Origin of the sequence: Kitasatospora sp. NPDC015120, assembly GCF_043080305.1 — a bacterium.
Classification (GTDB): Bacteria; Actinomycetota; Actinomycetes; order Streptomycetales; family Streptomycetaceae; genus Kitasatospora.
This window is the reverse complement of the sequence record NZ_JBIBVJ010000003.1, coordinates 52210-72167: the sequence shown is the minus strand read 5'-3', so window position 1 is coordinate 72167 and position 19958 is coordinate 52210. Positions and strand designations below refer to the sequence as shown.

Below are 19958 nucleotides of genomic sequence, written 5' to 3'. Positions count from 1 at the left end.
GACCGGTCCCGGCACCGTACGAGTTCATCGGAGAGATCAATGTGGTTCAGTGACATCCTCGACCGGCACTGCCAGCAGCGCGGCGACGCCCCGGCCGTCGTCGAAGGGGCGAACAGTCTCACCTGGCGCCGGCTCAGGGCGGCCGCCCAGTCGGTGGCGGCCCTCCTCCGCGACCAGGACGTCGGGCACGGCGACCCGGTCGCCGTGCACGCGCGCAACAGGTTCGAGGTGATCGTGGGCTACTTCGCGCTGGCGCACCTGGGTGCCCCGTTCGTCCCGGTCAACCACGCCATGTCCCCGGCCGAGTTCACCGAGGTCGCCGAGCGCCTCGGGGTGCGGCACGTGATCGGCGAGCGCCGGCTGACCGACCGGCTCGGGCTCGACGCCCGCCGCACGACCGTCTTCGAGTCGGAGGAGTTCCAGCGGGCCCTGGCCACCGAGGTCCCGCTCACCGCGTCGGCCGCCTCCCCCTCCGACCCGCTGGCCTTCCTGCTGACCTCGGGCACCACCGGGAAGCCGAAGGGGGTGCTGCAGACCTCCGAGGCGCTGCGGCAGATGACCCTCTCCTGGCTCGCCGAGGCGCGGGCGGACGACAGCGTCCGGCTGCTCAACCTCAACTCGCTGGCGCACGGCGGCGTCACCGTGACCTTCCACTACCTCGCCGCCGGGGCGACCCTCCACCTGATGCGCGAGTTCCAGCCGCGCGCCGTGCTGCGCACCATCGCCGAGCAGGAGATCACCCACCTGTGGATGGTCCCGCAGATGCTCCGCTTCCTGATGATGACCGTGGGGCCCGACGCCGTCGTCGAGAACCGGCTGCGCGAGATCATGTTCGGCGCCTCCCCGATGAGCCAGGACCTGCTGCGCGACGCCGCGCGCGCCTTCGGCTGCGGCTTCCGCAACGTCTACGGCATGACGGAGGCCGGCGGCACCTTCTGCACCTGGGCGGTGGGCCCGGGGGCGGCGCCGGGGACGGACACCGTGCCGCGGGAGTCCAGCGGCCGCAGCGTGCCGGGCATCACGGTGGAGATCCACGACGAGGACAACCGCCCGCTGCCCGTCGGCGAGATCGGCGAGGTGTGCGTGCTGGCCCCCGGGCGGATGTCGGGCTACGTCGGCGACCCCGTCGAGACCGGCCGGACCGTCGTGGACGGCTGGGTCCGCACCGGTGACCTCGGCGTGATGGACGCCAACGGCTTCGTCCACCTGAAGGACCGCATCAAGGACGTCATCAAGCGCGGCGGCCAGAACGTCTTCCCGGCCGAGGTGGAGAACGCCGTCGCGGGCTTCGAGGGGGTGCGCGACACCGCGGTGATCGGCGTCCCGGACGAGGTCTGGGGCGAGGTGCCGCTGGCCTTCGTGGTCACCGAGGACCCCTCCTTCGCCACCGCCCGGCTCCTGGCCCACCTGCACGGCCGGCTGGCCTCGTACAAGCTTCCCCGGGAGGTCGTGATCGTCCCGGAGATCCCGCGCAACGGGGCGGGGAAGATCCTCCGCCGGGTCCTCGCCGAGCAGATCGCCGGGCGGACCGCCGCGCAGGCCTCCGCGCGGACCGCCGGGCAGGCCGCCGGGCAGCCCGGGGCGCGCGGATGACCCGCACGCCGCCGCAGGGCCGGCCCAAGCGGGTGGCCTGCCTCGGGGCCGGGCCGGCCGGCCTGCTCGCCGCGGCCCAGATCAAGGCGGCCCGCCCCGGCTGGACCGTCGACGTGTACGAACGCGCGCCCGAGGGCGAGACCTACGGGTACGGCGTGGTGTTCTCGGACACCGCCGTCCGCACCATCGACTTCATCGCGCCCTCCCTCGGCCGGCTGCTGGCCGCCCAGGTCACCTGGGACGCCGTCGAGGTGCGGGCCCGTGGCCGGCGCCACCGCAGCGCCGGCCACGGCTACGTGGCCCTCTCCCGGCACCGGCTGCTCGCGGAGCTGGCGGGCCGGGCGGCCGGGGCGGGGGTCGCCCTGCACTACGGGCTCGCCGCCGACGCGGAGGTGCTGAGCACCGAGTACGACGTGGTGGTGGCCGCCGACGGCGCGGCCAGCCGGACCCGGCGGGCGCTGGCCGGGGAGCTGGGCGCGCGGACCGGCCTGGGCCGGTCGCGGTTCGCCTGGCTCGGCACCACGGCCGAGTTCGACGCCATGACCTTCATCTTCGAGGAGACCGCCCACGGGCCGGTCGTCGCCCACGGATACCCGCACGGGGACGGCGTGAGCACCTTCGTGGTCGAGCTGCCCGCCACCGGCGACCCCGCGGCCGCGGCGGAACGCGGGCGGCTGGAGCAGGACCTCGGCCACTGGTCGGACGTCTTCGGCGAGCACCTCGCCGGACACCCCCTCCAGGCGAAGGAGCTGCGCTGGGCGAACTTCCCCGCGGTGCGGCTCGACCGCTGCGTGCACGGCAACGTGGTGGTCATCGGCGACGCCTCCCACACCGTGCACTACTCGGTGGGGTCAGGTACCCGGATGGCCCTGGAGGACGGCTACTACCTGGCCCGCGCACTGCACCGCCACGAGGCCGTCGCCGACGCGCTGGCGGAGTACGAGCGCCGGCGGCTGCCCAGCGTCCGCGCCCTCCAGGACGCCGGCGAGCGCAGCATGCGGTGGTTCGAGAACGCTCCGGCCCACCTGGAGCGGCCGGGCGCGCAGTTCTCCGTGCACCTGCTCAGCCGGGCCGTCCTGCCCGTCGCCGCGAAGGTGCGGGCCGAGGCCCCGGAACTCGTGGAGGAGGCCACCCGGGTGGTCGCCGGGGGCGACTACCGGCCCACCCCGGACGGCGCGCTGGGGCTGCCGCTGGACGTCGGCGGGCTCCGGCTCCCGGGGCGCCTCGTGCTCGACCTCGGCGACGGCACCCCGCAGGACACGGTGCCGCGGGACGCGCCGTACGGCTGGGTGCTCGCGCCGGCCGGCCGCCCGGCGGGCGGCGGCGCCGTCGTCACGGCGGACCGGCTGGCGGACCACCTGGCCGGTCCGGCCTCCCGGCACCCCGCCGACCCGCCGCCGCTGGTCGTCGTCGACATGGGCGCCTGCCCGCCGGACCCGGTCCGGGCGGGTGGTGAGGCGGCGGCCCTGTCCGCCGCGGTCGCCGGCCGCAGCGGCGGCCGGGCCCCGGGCGCGGTGGTCGCGGTGCGCAGCACGGTCGCCCCCGCGGGCGGCCCGGCGTCCGGCGAGGCCGTGGAGGCGCTGCTCGCCCGGCTGCGCGCGATGCGTGCGGCGGGCCTGTGCGAGCTGGCCGACCTCGACGCCGGGCCCGGCGGGGACACCGGCCCGGAGGCGGTCCTCGACGCGCTCGAATGGGCCGACGCCGTCCGCTCGGCGCTCGGGATCCCGGTGATGCTCAGTGGCTTCCGGGCGCGTCCGGACCAGGCGGAGCCGCACATCCTGGCGGGCCGGATCGACGCCTGGTGCGTGCGCGGCGCCGCCCGGGCGGAGGGCGGGGCCTGACGCGGCCCGCCGGGGGCGGGGCGAGCGCGGCGCGGATCACGGACGCCGCGGGTGCGACGGGGGCCGGGGCGCGGCCCGGGGTAAGGCCCGCCTAGGCTGTATGCCGAAGCAAAACGGGCGAACCGGACCCACCCAGGGGCCGTGACGAGGGAAAGCGGGACCCGCCGATGGGCGACGGAATGTCAGGCATGCACCACCACGGCGGGATGACCGAGCTCGGCCCGTTCTCGCTCTCCAACGTGCTCACCTGGTCCCCCGACTGGGTGTTCCTGATCGGCAGCCTGGCCGCGCTCGCGCTGTACGTCACCGGCGTGGTCCGGCTGCGGCGGCGCGGCGACGGCTGGCCGGTCGGGCGCACGGTGGCCTGGGTGCTGGGTGTCGGCTCGGTGATCCTGGTCACCTGCACGGGGCTGAACGACTACGGCATGGTGCTGTTCAGCGCGCACATGATGCAGCACATGGTGCTCTCCATGCTGTCGCCGATCCTGCTGCTGCTCGGCGGGCCGATCACCCTGGCGCTGCGCGCGCTGCGGCCGGCCGGCAAGGGGCGCCCGCGCGGGCCGCGCGAGCTGCTGGTGGCGCTGCTGCACTCGACGTACGTCAAGGTGATCTCGCACCCGGCCTTCACCATCCCGCTGTTCATCGCGAGCCTGTACGGGGTCTACTTCACCCCGCTGTTCGACTTCCTGATGCAGTACCGGCTCGGGCACATCTTCATGATGGTGCACTTCCTGGCGACCGGGCTGGTCTTCTTCTGGCCGATCATGGGCGTGGACCCGGGCCCGCACCGGCCCGGCCATGTGATGCGGATCATCGAGCTGTTCATGGGCATGCCGTTCCACGCGTTCTTCGGCGTCGCGGTGATGATGGCCAACCACCAGCTGGTGAACACCTTCACCACCGCGGGCGCGCCGTCCGGGACGGACCTGCTGGCCGACCAGAAGCTCGCGGGCGGCATCACCTGGGCGTTCGGCGAGATCCCGACCGCGATCGTGCTGATCGCGCTGGTCTACCAGTGGATGGGCTCGGAGCAGCGGCTCTCGCGCCGCCGGGACCGCGCCGAGGACCGCAGCGGTGACGCCGAGCTGGCGGCGTACAACGCCTACCTGGCCTCGCTGGACCAGCGCAGCCGGCGCCCCGCGGCCGACGCCGGCTGAGCCCGGCCCGTTCCCCCGGGAGCCCCCGTCCGATCGCGGACGGGGGCTCCTGCGCGTCCGGGACGGCTCCCGTGGCGGGTCCTTCCCGGGCCGGCGTTCCCGGGGCGGCCCTCAGGCCGCGCCGCCCGGGGCCTGCCGGGCGAGGCCGGCGACCAGGATGTCCAGGCCGAACTCGAAGCGTTCCTCGCCGACGTTACGGGTGAGCGCGGCGGCCATCGAGGTGATCATCGGATAGCGCTCGTGCGGGACGGTCGCGAAGTAGCCGCGGATCCGGTCGGTGAACTCCTGGGTGTCGGCTCCGCCCCGGCTGGAGGCCTCGAAGGCGGTCGCGGTGGTGTACAGGCCGAGCAGGTCGACCCCGTAGGCGGCGGTCTGCTCGTCCAGGCCGCCGGCCCGCAGCATGGCGAGCATGGCCTCGGCGATGTCCATCGCGTGCGGGGTGACCGGGACGTTGGCGACCACCGCGGCCCTGGCCAGGTCGCGGTGCGACAGCAGCGCCTCCCGGGAGCGGCGCAGCAGGTCCTTGATCTGCTGCTGCCACCGTGCCGGGTCGGCCGGCTCCAGCTCGATGCCGGCGTAGGCGAGGTCCAGGACCAGCTCGACGAGCTCCTCCTTGGAGCCGACGTGGGCGTAGAGGCTGGCGGCGCCGGTGCCGAGCTCCTGGCCGACCCGGCGCATGCTGAGCGCGTCCATGCCCTCGGTGTCGACGATCCGCAGCGCCGCCTCGACGATCCGCTCCCGGCTGAGCGGCTGCCGCCGGGGGGCGGCCTTCGCCCTCCCCTGCCAGTGCTCGGGCCAGCCGGAACGCGGGGCGGCACTGCTCATGGGGGCTCCTTCGGGGTCGGCGACGGATCCCAGATTACTTGACACGAACACCGTTCCATGGGAGAACACTGTTCGTCCAACCAAACAGTGTTCGTAGCGACGAACAGCGTTCGTCGACAGCTCTGGTTCCGGAGGCCCCGCATGACCGGTCAGACCGCCCCGCCCCAGGCCCCCGCGCCCCCGACCGCCGGTCACCGGCTGCGCTGGGCAGGCCTCGCCGTCGTCCTCGCCGCCGAGGTGATGGACCTCCTCGACACCACGATCGTCGGCGTCGCCGCCCCCTCCGTCCGGCAGGACCTCGGCGGCAGCGACGCCCAGATCCAGTGGATCACCGCGTCCTACACGCTCTCCTTCGCCGTCCTGCTGATCACCGGCGGCCGGCTCGGCGACCTCTTCGGCCGCCGGCGCCTGTTCGTCCTCGGCGCGGCCGGCTTCACCCTCGCCTCGCTGCTCTGCGCGGCGGCGCCCGGCGCCGGCACCCTGATCGCCGCCCGCACCGTGCAGGGCCTGTTCGCGGCGCTGCTGATCCCGCAGGGGCTCGGCCTCATCAAGGCGATGTTCCCGCCCGGGGAGCTCGGCGCCGCGTTCGGGCTGTTCGGCCCCGTGCTGGGCCTGTCCTCGGTGCTGGGGCCCACCCTCGGCGGCTACCTCACCGACGCCGACCTGTTCGGCCTCGGCTGGCGGACCGTCTTCCTGGTCAACCTGCCGCTCGGCCTGATCGCGGTGCTCGCCGCCCCCCGGCTCCTGCCCGCCGACCGCGTCACCCGCACCGCCGGCGCCGGGCGGCTCGACCCGGTCGGCGTGCTGGTGCTCGGCCTCGCCGTCCTGCTGCTGGTCCACCCGCTGGTCCAGGGCCGCGAGCTGGACTGGCCGCTGTGGAGCGTCCTCTCGATGGCCGCCTCGGTGCCGGTCCTGTGGCTGTTCACCCGGCACCAGCGCGGCGTGCTCCGGCGCGGCGGCACCCCGCTGGTCGAGCCCTCGCTGCTCGGCAAGCGGGCCTTCGTCTCGGCGCTCGCCACCGGCCTGGTGTTCTTCGCCGCGCTCTCCGGGCTCCTGCTGGTCTTCACCCTCCACCTGCAGCTCGGCCTCGGCTGGACGCCGCTGCACGCCGGGCTCTCGATGATCCCGCTGTCGGTCGGCGTGGTCGTCGGCGCCGTCCTCTCCGGCGGCCTGCTGGCACCCCGGTACGGCCGGCGGGTGCTGCACGCCGGTCTCGCCGTCGCCGTGGCGGGCACGCTCGGCCTGCGGTTCACCGTCGAGCACGGGGACGCGGGTCTCGGCAGCTGGCAGCTGGCCCCGGCGCTCGCCCTGACCGGGCTGGGCCTCGGCCTGATCATGGCGCCGTTCTTCGACATCGCGCTGGCCGGGGTCGAGGAGTCCGAGACCGGTTCGGCCTCCGGCGTCCTCAACGCCCAGCAGCAGCTCGGCGGCTCGGTGGGCGTGGCCCTGCTCGGCACCGCCTTCTTCGGCCGGGCCGGCACCGACGGCTTCCGGCACGCGGCCGGCTGGACGTACGGGCTCGTCGCCGCACTGCTCGCCGCGGCCTTCCTGACCGCCTTCCTGCTCCCCCGGTACGCCCGGCCGGAGGGCGAGGGGCACTGAGCGGTCCGCCGGGGCCGGGAAGGCCGGCAGGCCCCGGGGATCCGTCGCGACGGATCCCCGGGGCCTGCCGGGTTCAGCGGTGAGCGGTGACCGGTCGGGTCAGCCGAGGTTGGCGAGCGCCTCGTTGAGGGTCTTCGACGGGCGCATCACGGCCGCGGCCTTGGCCGGGTCCGGCTGGTAGTAGCCGCCCAGGTCGACCGGGGAGCCCTGCACCGCGATGAGCTCCTCGACGATGGTCTGCTCCTGCTCGGTGAGCGTCTTGGCCAGACCCTCGAAGGCCTGCGCGAGCGCGGCGTCCTCGGTCTGCTTCGCCAGCTCCTGGGCCCAGTAGGTGGCCAGGTAGTAGTGGCTGCCGCGGTTGTCGATGCCGCCGAGGCGACGGCTCGGCGACTTGTCCTCGTTGAGGAAGGTGCCGGTGGCGCGGTCCAGCGTGTCGGCCAGCACCTGGGCGCGGGCGTTGCCGGTGGTGCGGGCCAGGTGCTCGAAGCTCGCGGCCAGCGCGAAGAACTCGCCCAGGCTGTCCCAGCGCAGGTAGTTCTCCTTGACCAGCTGCTGGACGTGCTTCGGGGCGGAGCCGCCGGCGCCGGTCTCGAACAGGCCGCCGCCGTTGATCAGCGGGACGACCGACAGCATCTTGGCGCTGGTGCCCAGCTCCAGGATCGGGAACAGGTCGGTCAGGTAGTCGCGCAGCACGTTGCCGGTGACCGAGATGGTGTCCTCGCCGCGGCGGATGCGCTCCAGCGAGAACTTGGTGGCCTCGACCGGGGACTTGATCTCGATCTGCAGGCCGGCGGTGTCGTGCTCCGCCAGGTACGCCTTGACCTTCTCGATCAGCACGGCGTCGTGGGCGCGGCTCTCGTCCAGCCAGAAGACGGCCGGGTTGCCGGTGACCCGGGCGCGGGTGACGGCCAGCTTCACCCAGTCGCGGATCGGCAGGTCCTTGGTCTGGCAGGAGCGGAAGATGTCGCCCGGCTGGACGGCCTGCTCCAGGACGACCGCGCCGGTGGCGGCGTCGACCAGGCGCACGGTGCCGGCGGCGGCGATCTCGAAGGTCTTGTCGTGGCTGCCGTACTCCTCGGCGGCCTGGGCCATCAGGCCGACGTTCGGGACCGAGCCGATGGTGGCCGGGTCCAGGGCGCCGTGGGCGCGGCAGTCGTCGATGACGGCCTGGTAGACGCCCGCGTAGCTGCTGTCCGGCAGCACGGCGAGGGTGTCGGCCTCCTGGCCGTCCGGGCCCCACATGTGGCCGGAGGTGCGGATCATGGCCGGCATCGAGGCGTCGACGATGACGTCGCTCGGCACGTGCAGGTTGGTGATGCCCTTGTCGGAGTCGACCATGGCCAGGGCCGGGCCCTCGGCCAGCTCGGCCTCGAACGAGGCCTTGATCTCCTCGCCCAGGTGCGGGACCTTCTCCAGCCCGGCCAGGATGCCGCCGAGGCCGTTGTTCGGGTTCAGGCCCGCCGCGACGAGCACCTCGCCGTACTTGGCGAAGGTCTGCGGGAAGAAGGCGCGGACCACGTGGCCGAAGATGATCGGGTCGGAGACCTTCATCATGGTGGCCTTGAGGTGGACCGAGAACAGCACGCCCTCGGCCTTGGCCTTGGCGACCTGCGCGGCCAGGAACTCGTTCAGCGCGGCGGCGCGCATGACCGAGGCGTCCACGACCTCGCCGGCCAGCACCGGGACCGACTCGCGCAGCACGGTGGTGGCGCCGTCCTCGGCGACCAGCTCGATGCGCAGCGCGCCGTCCTCGGCGATGACGGCCGACTTCTCGGTGGAGCGGAAGTCGTTCTCGCCCATGGTGGCGACATTGGTCTTGGAGTCGGCCGACCAGGCGCCCATGCGGTGCGGGTGGGTCTTGGCGTAGTTCTTGACCGACGCGGGGGCGCGGCGGTCCGAGTTGCCCTCGCGCAGGACCGGGTTGACGGCGCTGCCCTTGACCTTGTCGTACCGGGCGCGGACGTCCTTGTCCTCGTCGGTCTGCGGGTCGTCCGGGTAGTCCGGCAGCGCGTAGCCCTGCGCCTGCAGCTCGGCGATGGCGGCCTTCAGCTGCGGGATGGAAGCCGAGATGTTCGGCAGCTTGATGATGTTGGCACCCGGGGTCTTGGCGAGCGCGCCCAGCTCGGCGAGGGCGTCGCCGATCCGCTGGTCCTCGGTGAGACGCTCCGGGAAGCTCGCGATGATCCGCCCGGCGAGGGAGATGTCGCGAGTCTCCACCTTCACGCCCGCCGTCGAGGCGTACGCCTGGACCACCGGCAGGAACGAGTACGTTGCCAGGGCCGGCGCCTCGTCGGTGTGCGTATAGATGATGGTCGAGTCAGTCATCGGTACTCCGCTTCACGTCTCCAACGTCTTGACGTCAAGATATCTCGTGACCGCCCCTTCGCTCCACCTCCCCCCGGAATCGGATCAGCTCCACCGTCGTCCCGGGGCCGCCGCGGGGCAAGCGGAGCGGGCCGGGAAGCGCCGTCCGGTGAGCGGTGCACCCGACCGTCAGGACTCCGTCAACGCGGTGCGGCATTCGGTCAACGCTGCGTCAGGACTGTTCACCGTGCGCCCGTGGCCGCCCTAGCGTCATGGGCAGAGGTTCCGAGCAGCACCGGGGATTACGCGCGTTCCGAGCGCGTTCCTCGCGTTCCGCGCAGCACCGAACAGCACCGAGCAGCACGAGCAGTACGAGCAGCACCGAGCAGTTCCGGCAGGTCCCCCTTCCATCACCCGGGAGCACCCGCATGGCCCGCGTCGTCGTCTGGCACGTTCCGGTCACCGTCACCGGACGGACCACCTCCCTCCGCCTCTTCCGCCTGCGCGACGGCCGCCGCTGTGCGGTCGGCTTCAGCTCGGCGGGCGCGCTCGCCGGGCTGCTCGGCCCGGGGCAGGCCGCCGTCGAGCTCGGCGAACCGGCGCTGCGCGCGCTCACCGCGCCGCTCGGCGTCGAGGAACTGGTCCTGGACCCCCGGCTGGTCGCCCCGCCGGTGGGCGGTGCCGGCACCGGCGCCGCCCGCCCGGCCACCGGGCACACCGCTCCCCGCTCCGGCGCCCGGCTCCAGCGCCGGTGAGCGCGCTCCACCTCGTCCCCGGCGCGCCGCAGCCCGAGCCGGCCCGCCCGCTCCAGGCCCTCGCCCGGGTGAGCTATGGCCCGGTCCCGCTCGACTTCGACCGGCTGGCCGCCGAGTTCCCCGCGGTGCAGAGCGGCCTGGCGCTGGCCGGCGACGCCGACCTCGAACTGCGGCTCGCCTGCACCGGCCCGGAGGAGTTACGCGCCGTCTCCGCCGCGCTGCTGCGGGCGGGCGCCGCCCACGTCCACGTGGACCTGGTGCTGCGCGCCCTCGCCCCCGCCCGGCCGGCCCTGCGCCCGGTGCCCTGATCCGCAAGGGCGGGCCCGGCCGGGCCCGCCCTTGCGGATCAGAGAGGGCCTAGCGGCGGGTGAGCGTGGCGATGGCGGTCAGCAGCAGGGCGGAGCCCGCCGGCAGGGCGAGGGTGAACGGCTCGCCGAAGAAGGCCACGCCGAGGGCGGCGGCGGTGGCCGGTTCGAGCAGGACCAGGACGGCCGCAGTCGCCCCCGGGACGACGCTCAGGCCGGCGAAGTACCAGCGGTAGGCGAGCAGCGTCGGCACCGTGCCCAGGAACAGCAGGGCGCCCGCCGTCGGCAGCGGCGCCCCGGCGGTCGGCAGCACACCGCCGTCCACCGTGAGGGCGAGCGGCAGCAGGCAGAGCAGGCCGGTGGTGAACGCCCCGGCCGAGGCGCGGGCCGCACCACCGGCCCGGGCCCACAGGGTCAGGCCGCTCTGCCCGGCACCGGCCAGCGCGGCGAGCGCCACCCCGAGCGCGGGCCGCGGACCGCCCGCCGGGCCCGCCACCAGCAGGACCAGTCCGCCCAGGGCGAGCAGGTTGGCGGCCGCCGCCCGGCCGGTGAGCCGTTCGCCGAGCAGCAGACGGGCCCCGAGGCTGGTGAGCACCGGCCCGGCGCCGATGGTCACCAGGGTGCCGAGGCCGAGCCCGGCGCAGCGGACCGCGCCGAAGTAGGCGCACTGGCTGACCGCCAGCCCGAGCCCGGTGAGCACGGCGGCGCGGCGCGGCCCGGTGGCGCCCCGGGCGGGCAGCAGGGCGAGACAGCCGGCGGCGACGGCGAACCGCCAGGCGCAGACGGCGACCGGGCCGAGCCCGGCGGCGCCCATCAGCAGGGCGGCCACGGCCCCGCCCGCGCCCCAGGCGACGGCGGCGGCCGAGATGGACAGCAGGCCGTGCCGGAACGGCACGGCGGCAGGAGTGGTCATGCGTTCGATCTCCACGACGGGGTGCCGGGCGGGGCCCGGCCGGATGAGGTCCACCGGCGCAGCGGGCGGCACTCATCGGCCCGGGAACGGCGCGGCCGCCGGGCGGGGGTGCGTGGAGTGGGCCGCCCGCTAGCGGACGGGCGGCGGCAGGATCCGGGAACGCATGAGGGCACCCTACGCGACCGGGAACGGGGCTGCATCCTTATACGAACAGCCTGATTTCCATAACCCGTTCCGCCTTATCATCCCGCCCGGGGGGAAATCAATGCTCACATATGGCGGAAACGCCGAAACTACTCATCCGTCACGTAACGGGTGCATGAACAGATGGGCGCCTACCTGCGGAAATATCCTGCGAAGTAGGTAAACATTCAGTAATGGAATCTGTGCAGATGTCTCCGAATCCGCCTACCGTGTGTCAACTCTCCGCGCTCCGCACGACCGGAGCCCCCACAGCACAGAGAGATTGCGCATGGCCTCCCTCAACCAGCTCTCCCCGCCCGGTTCGGGCACCGGTTCCGGCACCGGAACCACCACCCACCGGTCGCTGCGCCGCGAAGTCGGTCTCATCGGCCTCATGTGGGCCTCGGTCGGCTCGATCATCGGCTCGGGCTGGCTCTACGGCGCGAAGAACGCCGTCGTCGTCGCCGGACCGGCGGCGCTCGTCTCCTGGGGCATCGGCGCGGTCGCCATCGTGCTGCTCGCCTTCGTGCACGCCGAGCTCGGCGGCATGTTCCCGGTCGCCGGCGGCACCGCCCGCTACCCGCACTACGCCTTCGGCGGGCTGGCCGGCATGTCGTTCGGCTGGTTCTCCTGGCTCCAGGCCGCCACCGTCGCGCCCATCGAGGTCGAGGCGATGATCGGCTACGCCGGGCACTGGGAGTTCGCGCAGGGCTTCCTCAACGACAACGGCACCCTCACCCCGAGCGGCATGGTCGTCGCCGTGCTGCTGATGGCCCTGTTCGTCGCGGTCAACTTCCTCGGCGTCCGGGTGCTCGCCCGCACCAACAGCGCCGCCACCTGGCTGAAGATCTTCGTCCCGCTGTTCGCGATCTTCGTGCTGTCCGTGAGCAACTTCCACGGCTCCAACTTCACCTCGCACGGCTTCGCCCCGTTCGGCATCAAGGGCGTGCTCACCGCCGTCAGCGCCAGCGGCATCATCTTCGCCCTGCTCGGCTTCGAGCAGGCGATCCAGCTGGCCGGCGAGAGCCGCAACCCCAAGCGCGACATCCCGCGCGCCGTGCTCGGCTCGGTCGCCATCGGCACCGCGATCTACGTGCTGCTGCAGGTCGTCTTCATCGCCGCGCTGCCCGCCTCCACCTTCGCCGGCGGCTGGGACAAGCTCGACTTCCCCGGCATCGACGGCCCGTTCGCCGGCCTCGCCACCCTGGTCGGCCTCGGCTGGCTGGCCTGGGTGCTGTACTTCGACGCCATCGTCTCCCCCGGCGGCACCGGCCTCATCTACACCACCTCCACCTCGCGCATCGCCTACGGTCTCAGCAAGAACGGCTACGCGCCGCAGCTGTTCGAGCGGGTCGACAAGCGCGGCGCGCCGTGGTTCGGCCTCCTGATGTCGTTCGTCACCGGCGTCGTCTGCTTCATGCCCTTCCCGAGCTGGCAGGAGCTGGTCGGCTTCATCACCTCGGCCAGCGTGCTCATGTACGCGGGCGCCCCGCTCGCCTTCGGCGCGCTGCGCCGCCGGCTGCCGGCGCGCGAGCGCTCCTACCGCCTGCCCGGCGGCGCGGCCATCGCCCCGGCGTCCTTCATCGTCTCCAGCCTGATCATCTACTGGTCCGGCTGGCACACCCTGTCCCGCCTGGGCATCGCGATCGTCATCGGCTACCTGCTGCTCGGCAGCTACGCCACGTACGCGATCCGCAAGGGCCTGCCGAACGCCCCGCACATGGACTGGCGGGCCGCCCAGTGGCTGCCGGCCTATCTGCTGGGCCTCGGCCTGATCTCCTGGCAGGGCGGCTTCGGCGACGGCACCGGCCGGATCCCGATGTGGTGGGACATGGCGGCGGTCGCGGTGTTCTCCCTGGTGATCTACTACTGGGCGATCCGGGTCGCGCTGCCGGCCGAGATCATCGAGCGCAACATCGAGGACGTCGAGGTCGTCGACGAGGGCGGTCACTGAGACACCGTCCGACCCCGCGGAAGGGCCCGCCGGCCGTGCGACCGGCGGGCCCTTCCGCGTCGGGCTACAGCGACAGCACCGAGCGCAGGGCATGCTCCACGGCGGCCTCGGGGTCGTCGGCGGGGTGCTCGGACCGCCAGGCGACGAAGCCGTCCGGGCGCACCAGCAGGGCCCCGTCGGGGCGGATGCCGTGCAGGGCGGCGAAGTCGGCGCCCGGCTCGGGGGCCAGGTCGTCGTCCGCGCCGTCGCCGATCCGGTAGGCGTCCAGCGGGACGGCCAGCCGGTCGGCCGCCCGGCGGGCGGCGTCCTTCCAGGCGGTGCCCGCCGAGCCGGTCAGCAGCACCATCGCCTGCTCGTACAGGTCGAGGGTGGACAGCCGCACGCCCGCCCGCAGCAGCCACTGGTGCGGGGCCCGGCTGCCCGGCTCGCCCGTCGACTCGAAGGCGTCCGGGACCACGGGGCCGGCCGGGTCGGTGCCCAGCACCGCGCCCTGCGGGTAGCGGTAGCCGAGCGCCACCGCCAGCACCCCGGCCTGCCGGCCGACGCCCGGGACCACGGCGTAGCCGGGGTGGCTGTGCTCGGCGGAGCGGGCCGAGGCGCGCTCGCTGGTCACCCGCGCCACCGGCCGGCGCTCCTGCCCGTAGGTCTCCAGCAGCCCGGGGCCGGCCCAGCCGCAGAGCACCGCGGCCAGCTTCCAGGCCAGGTTGTGCGCGTCCTGGATGCCGGTGTTGGAGCCGAACGCGCCGGTCGGGGACATCTCGTGCGCCGAGTCCCCGGCCAGGAAGACCCGACCGCCCGAGTAGCGCTCGGCGACCCGTTCGGCGGCGTGCCACGGAGCCTTGCCGGTCACCTCGACGTCGAGTTCGGGCATCCCGACGGCGGCCCGGATGTGCCGGGCGCAGCGCTCGTCGGTGAACGCCTCCAGCGGCTCGCCGTGCTCCGGGTGCCAGGGCGCGTGGAAGACCCACTCCTCCCGGTTGTCGACCGGCAGCAGGGCACCGTCCGCCTCCGGGTTGGTGAGGTAGCAGGCGATGAAGTGGCGGTCGCCGACCGCCTCGGCCAGCCGCTTCGCCCGGAAGGTGATGCTGACGTTGTGGAACAGCTCGCCCTGGCCGCTCTGGCCGATGCCCAGCCGGGTGCGGGCCGGGCTGCGCGGGCCGTCCGCGGCGACCAGGTACTCCGCCCGGACGACCCGCTCCTCGCCGGTCTCCCGGCTGCGCAGCAGCGCCGTCACCCCGTCGGCGTCCTGCTCGAAGGAGAGCAGCTCGGTGCCGAAGCGGATCTCGGCGCCCAGGTCGCGGGCCGCGCGGCGCAGCACCGGCTCCAGGTCGTTCTGGCTGCACAGGCACCAGGAGCTGGGGCTGAACCGGGCCAGCCGCCCGCCGGGGTCGATCTCCCGGAACAGCCACTCCTGCTCCTCGCCGGTCAGCGAGGGCGCCTGGAGGATGCCGTGGTTGGGGGCCAGCACGGACGCCGCCTCGCGGATCGCCGTCTCGATCCCGGCCACCCGGTACAGCTCCATCGTCCGCACGTTGTTGCCTCGGCCGCGCGGGTGATGCGAGGTGTCGGCGTGCTTCTCGACCAGCAGGTGCCTGACACCCAGTCGGCCGAGGAAGAGCGAGGCCGACAGCCCGACCAGCGAGCCGCCGACGATCAGGACCGGTACCCGGTCGTCCACCTTCGGATTCATCAATTGCTCCAGCCTGTACGGGAGTTCGGGGCCGAATGCGGGGCTCGGCGGCGCCCTGTCGGGGCCTCGCGGGCACGGCGGCCCGGTCCTACCGTCCCCCGTGACGGGCGCCTTGTGCCGTCTCGTCGCCCGGATGGCCCGCATATCTCGCGCCACTCGGGAGCGCCGCGCACGATCGACCTCAGGCCTGATGGCCGAGCGACACCGCAGCACCCCTCCCGCCGGGGGCCGCCCGGCCCCCTCCGGCACCGGCGCCGCCGCACGCGGCCCCCGACGCGCGCGGCCCAGAAGCAGAAAGTGGATCATGACGACCCTGTCCGAACCGCCCGCCCGGCAGCACTCCCCCTCCGAGACCCGCCTGCGGGTGGTGCTGATGCTGGAGATCCAGGACGGCGCCCAGCAGCGCTTCATGGACGTGTACGAGAAGCTGCGCCACCAGGTCGCGACCGTCCCCGGCCACGTCAGCGACCAGCTCTGCCAGTCCATCAACGACCCCCGCCAGTGGCTGATCACCAGCGAGTGGGAGGACCAGGAGACCTTCCTGGCGTGGGTGGACAGCCCGGCCCACCGGGAGATGGTCAAGCCGATGCACGGCTGTGTCAGCGACACCTTCCGCTCGCTGCGCTACACCATCCTGCGGGAGACCTCCGCCGCCGGCGCCACCGGCAGCCGCGCGCCGCTGGAGGTGCCGGCCGGCCTGCCGCGCACCGCCCCGGCCGGGCAGGCCGGCCCGCCGAAGGCCGACCCGGGCCCGGACGGGGTGGTCCGGCACGCGCTCACCTTCACCGTCAAGCCCGGCAGCGAGCCCGAGGTGGCCCGGATCCTCTCCGGTTACGCCTCCCCCCGCGCGGAGGTCGACGGGGCCACCCGGCTGCGGCGCACCTCGCTGTTCATGCACGGCAACCGGGTGGTCCGCGCGGTCGAGGTGATCGGCAGCCTGGGGGACGCCCTGCGGCACGTCGCCCTGCAGCCCGAGGTGCGGGCCGTCGAGGAGGCGATCAACCCGTACCTGGAGGAGGCCCGGCAGCTGGGTGACCCGCAGGCGGCGCGCGCCTTCTTCGCCCGGGCCGCGCTGCCCGCCGCCAACCAGGCGGTGGGCGGCTCCCCGGTCTCCGGGCGGCTGCACCGGCACGCCGTGCTGTACCCGGTGAAGCCCGGCAACGGGAAGGTGGTCACCGACCTGCTCGCCGAGTACGACGTCCTCGCCACCGCCGACCCCACCGGCCCGGTCGCCGCGAGCACCGTCTTCCACCGCGAGGACGTCGTGGTGCGGCTGGTGGACCTGCGGCTGCCGCCGGAGGCGGACCCGGCGGCGGCCCTGGGCGTGGCCGGCGAGCGCGAGGCGACCCTCCTCGGCCGGCTGCTCGACCTCGGACCGGAGGGCGACCTGCGGACCGACGCCGGGCTGCGCGCCTTCCTCGCCGCCCGCAGCATGAACCCGGTCACCGACCGGACGTCCCAGGACTCCTGACCACCGCCCGCACCCGGCCCCGGGAACTCCGGCACCGGAAGCCGCGGCACCAGCAGCTCCGGCACGACAAGCCCCGGCAACAGAAGGAAGAAACCATGTCCACGCAGTACCCACGGATCGTGCACGTCTCCGAGGTTCCGGAGAACCGCCGGCGCGGCGGCGACCTGCGCGCCATGCTCACCCCGACCACCTGCGGCGCCACCAGCGGGTTCATGGGGCTGGCCATCGTGCAGCCGGGCGAGCGGATCGGCGAGCACTACCACCCGTACTCCGAGGAGTTCGTGTTCGTCGTCACCGGCGACCTGGAGGTGGACCTGGACGGCGAGACCCGGGTGCTCAAGCCCGAACAGGGGCTGCTGATCCCGGTCGACATGCGCCACCGGTTCCGCAACGTCGGCGACTCGGTGGCCAAGATGGTCTTCCACCTCGGCCCGCTGGCGCCGCGCCCCGAACTCGGCCACGTCGACACCGAGGAGACCGGGCCGGTGGTCAACTCCGGCCCGCCGGAACACGCCAAGGTGGGCTCGTGAGCCGCCGTCGGGTCGCCGTCACCGGTATCGGCGTGGTCGCGCCCGGAGGGGTCGGGGTCCCGGCGTTCTGGGACCTCCTCACCGCCGGGCGGACGGCGACCCGGGGCATCACGCTCTTCGACCCCGCCGGGTTCCGGTCCCGGATCGCCGCCGAGTGCGACTTCGACCCGGCGGCCCACGGGCTCGGCCCGGAGGACGTCCGACGGGCCGACCGCTACGTGCAGTTCGCGATGGTCGCGGCCGACGAGGCGATCGCCGACGCCGGGCTCGACCTGGCCGCCGAGGACCCGTGGCGGATCGCCGTCTCGCTCGGCACCGCCGTCGGCGGCACCACCCGGCTGGAGCACGACTACGCCCTGGTCAGCGCCGGCGGCGCCCGCTGGGACGTCGACCACCGGCTCGCCGAGCCGCAGCTGCACCGGGCGTTCGCGCCCAGCACGCTCGCCTCCGCGGTCGCCGAGCGGACCGGAGCGCACGGACCGGTGCAGACCGTCTCCACCGGCTGCACCTCCGGCCTGGACGCCATCGGCTACGGCTTCCAGACGGTGGAGGACGGGCGCGCCGACATCTGCGTCGCCGGCGCCTCCGACTCGCCGATCTCCCCGATCACCGTCGCCTGCTTCGACGCCATCAAGGCCACCAGCGAACGCAACGACGACCCGGCCCACGCCTCCCGGCCGTTCGACGCCCACCGCGACGGCTTCGTGCTCGGCGAGGGCGGCGCCGTCCTGGTGCTGGAGGAACTGGAGCACGCCCGCCGGCGCGGCGCGCGGATCTACGGCGAGATCGGCGGCTTCTCGACCTTCGGCAACGCCTACCACATGACCGGCCTCACCCAGGAGGGGCTGGAGATGTCCCGGGCGATCGACCACGCGCTCGACCACGCCCGGGTCGACCGCCAGGACGTCGACTACGTCAACGCGCACGGCTCGGGCACCAAGCAGAACGACCGGCACGAGACGGCGGCCGTCAAGCGCTCGCTCGGCGAGCACGCGTACCGGACGCCGATGAGCTCGATCAAGTCGATGGTCGGGCACTCGCTCGGCGCGATCGGCGCGATCGAGGTGGTCGCCTGCACCCTCGCGCTGGACCGCGGGGTGGTGCCGCCGACCGCCAACTACGAGACACCCGACCCGGAGTGCGACCTCGACTACGTGCCGCGCACCGCGCGGGAGCTGCCGCTGCGGAACATCCTGTCGGTCGGCAGCGGATTCGGCGGATTCCAGTCCGCCGTCGTGCTCACAAGAACGGGGTGAGATCCATGACGTCACGTCAGCAGAACCGCCGGGCGGTGATCACCGGCCTGGGTGTGGTGGCACCGAACGGCGTGGGGGCCGACGCCTTCTGGAAGGCCACCCGGCAGGGCGTGAGCGTCCTCGACCGGATATCCCGCGAGGGCTGCGCGGACCTCCCGCTGCGCATCGCGGGCCAGGTGCGGGACTTCGATCCGCGGACCGCCATCGACAACCGCTACCTGGTGCAGACCGACCGGTTCACGCACTACGCGATGGCCGCCGCCGACCAGGCGGTGGCGGACGCCGGCTTCGTCGCCGACCCCGAACAGCCGTACGCGGTGGGCGTGGTGACCGCGGCCGGCTCCGGCGGCGGCGAGTTCGGCCAGGGCGAGCTCCAGCAGCTGTGGGGCAAGGGACCACAGTTCGTCGGCCCCTACCAGTCGATCGCCTGGTTCTACGCGGCCAGCACCGGCCAGATCTCCATCCGCGGCGGCTACAAGGGCCCGTGCGCGGTGGTGGCCAGCGACGAGGCGGGCGGACTGGACGCGCTCGCGCACGCCGCCCGGGCCGTCGAGCACGGCACCGACGCGGTGGTGGTCGGCGCCGCCGAGGCCCCGCTCGCGCCCTACTCGATGGTCTGCCAGCTCGGCTACCCCGAGCTGAGCCTCGCCGACCGGCCCGACCGGGCCTACCTGCCGTTCTCCCCCGACGCGGCCGGCTTCGCCCCCGCCGAGGGCGGCGCGATGCTGCTGCTGGAGGACGAGGCGGCCGCCCGCCGGCGCGGGGCCGCCGTCCGGGCGCACATCGCCGGCCACGGCGCGACCTTCACCGGGGCCTCCCGCTGGGTGGAGTCCCGCGAGGGCCTGGCCGCGGCGATCCGGATCGCCCTGGAGCGGGCCAGGATCGCGGCGGAGGAGATCGACGTGGTCTTCGCCGACGCCCTCGGCGTCCCGGCCGCCGACCGCGCCGAGGCGCTCGCGCTGGCCGACGCGCTCGGCCCCTACGCCGAGCGGGTCCCGGTCACCGCCCCCAAGTCCGGTACCGGGCGGGCCTACTGCGGCGCCCCCGCGCTGGACACCGCCGCCGCCGTGCTCGCCATGGAGGACGGCGTGCTGCCGCCCACTCCCAACGTCACCGAGGTCGCCCACGACCTCGCCCTGGTGACCGACCGGGCCCGCCCGGCCGAACTGCGCACCGCGCTGGTGCTCAGCCGCGGGCTGATGGGCTCCAACTCGGCGCTGGTGCTCCGGCGCGGCGAGCCGTCCTGAACCCGCCCCGACCCCCTGCTCCACCCGATCACCACCCGCTCACCACTCGCTCGCAACGAAGGGACACCCCCGTGAGCAACACCCTCAGCTATCCCGAACTCGCGGCGCTCATCCAGGCCCGGGCCGGCGTCGTGATCGAGCCGGCCGCCCTGGAGCGCCCCGGCGCCGCCTTCGACGAGTTCGGCGTGGACTCCCTCGGCCTGCTCGGCGTGGTCGGCGAACTGGAGAACCGGCACGGCGTGAAGGTCACCAACGGCGCGGAGTCGGCCAAGACCCCCGCCGAGTTCCTGGAGCTGGTCAACTCCGCCGTCACCGCGAAGGCGGGTGCCTGA

At 74.1% G+C, this 19958-nt stretch carries 16 protein-coding genes; 12 read left to right on the top strand and 4 right to left on the bottom strand.

Going from position 1 to position 19958, the window contains the following annotated elements; all coding sequences use genetic code 11:
- Window positions 1-39 precede the first annotated feature (39 nt).
- The 3 genes from ACF1AK_RS09115 to ACF1AK_RS09105 all read left to right on the top strand — a co-directional run bounded on the left by ACF1AK_RS09115 (window position 40) and on the right by ACF1AK_RS09105 (window position 4591).
- The gene (locus tag ACF1AK_RS09115) at window positions 40-1593 is read left to right on the top strand and encodes a class I adenylate-forming enzyme family protein (RefSeq protein WP_391498110.1); all 1554 of its coding nucleotides are present in this window, start codon (window positions 40-42) and stop codon (window positions 1591-1593) included.
- The gene (locus ACF1AK_RS09110; protein WP_391498109.1) at window positions 1590-3434 is read left to right on the top strand and encodes an FAD-dependent monooxygenase; all 1845 of its coding nucleotides are present in this window, start codon (window positions 1590-1592) and stop codon (window positions 3432-3434) included. Before ACF1AK_RS09115 ends, ACF1AK_RS09110 begins: the two co-directional genes overlap by 4 nt.
- 188 nt (window positions 3435-3622) lie before the next feature.
- Window positions 3623-4591, top strand: coding sequence for a cytochrome c oxidase assembly protein (locus tag ACF1AK_RS09105; protein WP_391498108.1), 969 nt, complete (start codon window positions 3623-3625; stop codon window positions 4589-4591).
- A 111-nt stretch (window positions 4592-4702) separates the two neighbouring features.
- Here the strand turns inward: ACF1AK_RS09105 and ACF1AK_RS09100 are convergent, their stop codons facing one another.
- Complete coding sequence (locus tag ACF1AK_RS09100; protein WP_391498107.1) at window positions 4703-5416, bottom strand: TetR/AcrR family transcriptional regulator; 714 nt, start codon at window positions 5414-5416, stop codon at window positions 4703-4705.
- Between the two features lie 141 nt (window positions 5417-5557).
- Between ACF1AK_RS09100 and ACF1AK_RS09095 the strand changes: the two genes are divergently transcribed.
- Entirely contained in the window at window positions 5558-7018 is a 1461-nt protein-coding gene (locus ACF1AK_RS09095; protein ID WP_391498106.1) for an MFS transporter, read from the top strand.
- Between the two features lie 99 nt (window positions 7019-7117).
- Here ACF1AK_RS09095 and ACF1AK_RS09090 read toward each other — a convergent pair whose 3' ends face one another.
- The gene (locus ACF1AK_RS09090; RefSeq protein ID WP_391498105.1) at window positions 7118-9343 is read right to left on the bottom strand and encodes an NADP-dependent isocitrate dehydrogenase; all 2226 of its coding nucleotides are present in this window, start codon (window positions 9341-9343) and stop codon (window positions 7118-7120) included.
- A gap of 407 nt (window positions 9344-9750) precedes the next feature.
- Between ACF1AK_RS09090 and ACF1AK_RS09085 the strand changes: the two genes are divergently transcribed.
- Window positions 9751-10077 (top strand): SAV_915 family protein, encoded by a 327-nt coding sequence (locus ACF1AK_RS09085; RefSeq protein WP_391498104.1) that lies wholly within the window; start codon window positions 9751-9753, stop codon window positions 10075-10077.
- Window positions 10074-10385 (top strand): hypothetical protein, encoded by a 312-nt coding sequence (locus ACF1AK_RS09080; protein ID WP_391498103.1) that lies wholly within the window; start codon window positions 10074-10076, stop codon window positions 10383-10385. Before ACF1AK_RS09085 ends, ACF1AK_RS09080 begins: the two co-directional genes overlap by 4 nt.
- Before the next feature lie 49 nt (window positions 10386-10434).
- On the opposite strand, the gene ACF1AK_RS09075 is transcribed toward ACF1AK_RS09080, so the two are convergent.
- Entirely contained in the window at window positions 10435-11295 is an 861-nt protein-coding gene (locus ACF1AK_RS09075) for an EamA family transporter (RefSeq protein ID WP_391498102.1), read from the bottom strand.
- Between the two features lie 472 nt (window positions 11296-11767).
- Between ACF1AK_RS09075 and ACF1AK_RS09070 the strand changes: the two genes are divergently transcribed.
- Window positions 11768-13432, top strand: a complete 1665-nt coding sequence (locus tag ACF1AK_RS09070; RefSeq protein ID WP_391498101.1) for an APC family permease — start codon at window positions 11768-11770, stop codon at window positions 13430-13432.
- A gap of 64 nt (window positions 13433-13496) precedes the next feature.
- Here ACF1AK_RS09070 and ACF1AK_RS09065 read toward each other — a convergent pair whose 3' ends face one another.
- Window positions 13497-15122: an FAD-dependent oxidoreductase gene (locus ACF1AK_RS09065; RefSeq protein WP_391498100.1), complete on the bottom strand. Its 1626-nt coding sequence runs from the start codon at window positions 15120-15122 to the stop codon at window positions 13497-13499.
- Window positions 15123-15426: 304 nt separating this feature from the next.
- Here ACF1AK_RS09065 and ACF1AK_RS09060 point away from each other — a divergent pair, with 304 nt between their 5' ends.
- The 5 genes from ACF1AK_RS09060 (at window position 15427) to ACF1AK_RS09040 (ending at window position 19958) form a co-directional block, all read left to right on the top strand.
- Window positions 15427-16593, top strand: coding sequence for a SchA/CurD-like domain-containing protein (locus ACF1AK_RS09060; RefSeq protein ID WP_391498099.1), 1167 nt, complete (start codon window positions 15427-15429; stop codon window positions 16591-16593).
- Between the two features lie 95 nt (window positions 16594-16688).
- Window positions 16689-17123 carry a cupin domain-containing protein gene (locus ACF1AK_RS09055; protein ID WP_391498098.1) on the top strand — a complete coding sequence of 145 codons (435 nt, stop codon included), beginning with the start codon at window positions 16689-16691 and terminating at the stop codon, window positions 17121-17123.
- The gene (locus ACF1AK_RS09050) at window positions 17120-18379 is read left to right on the top strand and encodes a beta-ketoacyl-[acyl-carrier-protein] synthase family protein (RefSeq protein WP_391498097.1); all 1260 of its coding nucleotides are present in this window, start codon (window positions 17120-17122) and stop codon (window positions 18377-18379) included. Before ACF1AK_RS09055 ends, ACF1AK_RS09050 begins: the two co-directional genes overlap by 4 nt.
- 5 nt (window positions 18380-18384) lie before the next feature.
- Window positions 18385-19626 (top strand): beta-ketoacyl synthase N-terminal-like domain-containing protein, encoded by a 1242-nt coding sequence (locus ACF1AK_RS09045; protein ID WP_391498096.1) that lies wholly within the window; start codon window positions 18385-18387, stop codon window positions 19624-19626.
- Window positions 19627-19697: 71 nt separating this feature from the next.
- Window positions 19698-19958, top strand: a complete 261-nt coding sequence (locus ACF1AK_RS09040) for an acyl carrier protein (protein WP_391498095.1) — start codon at window positions 19698-19700, stop codon at window positions 19956-19958.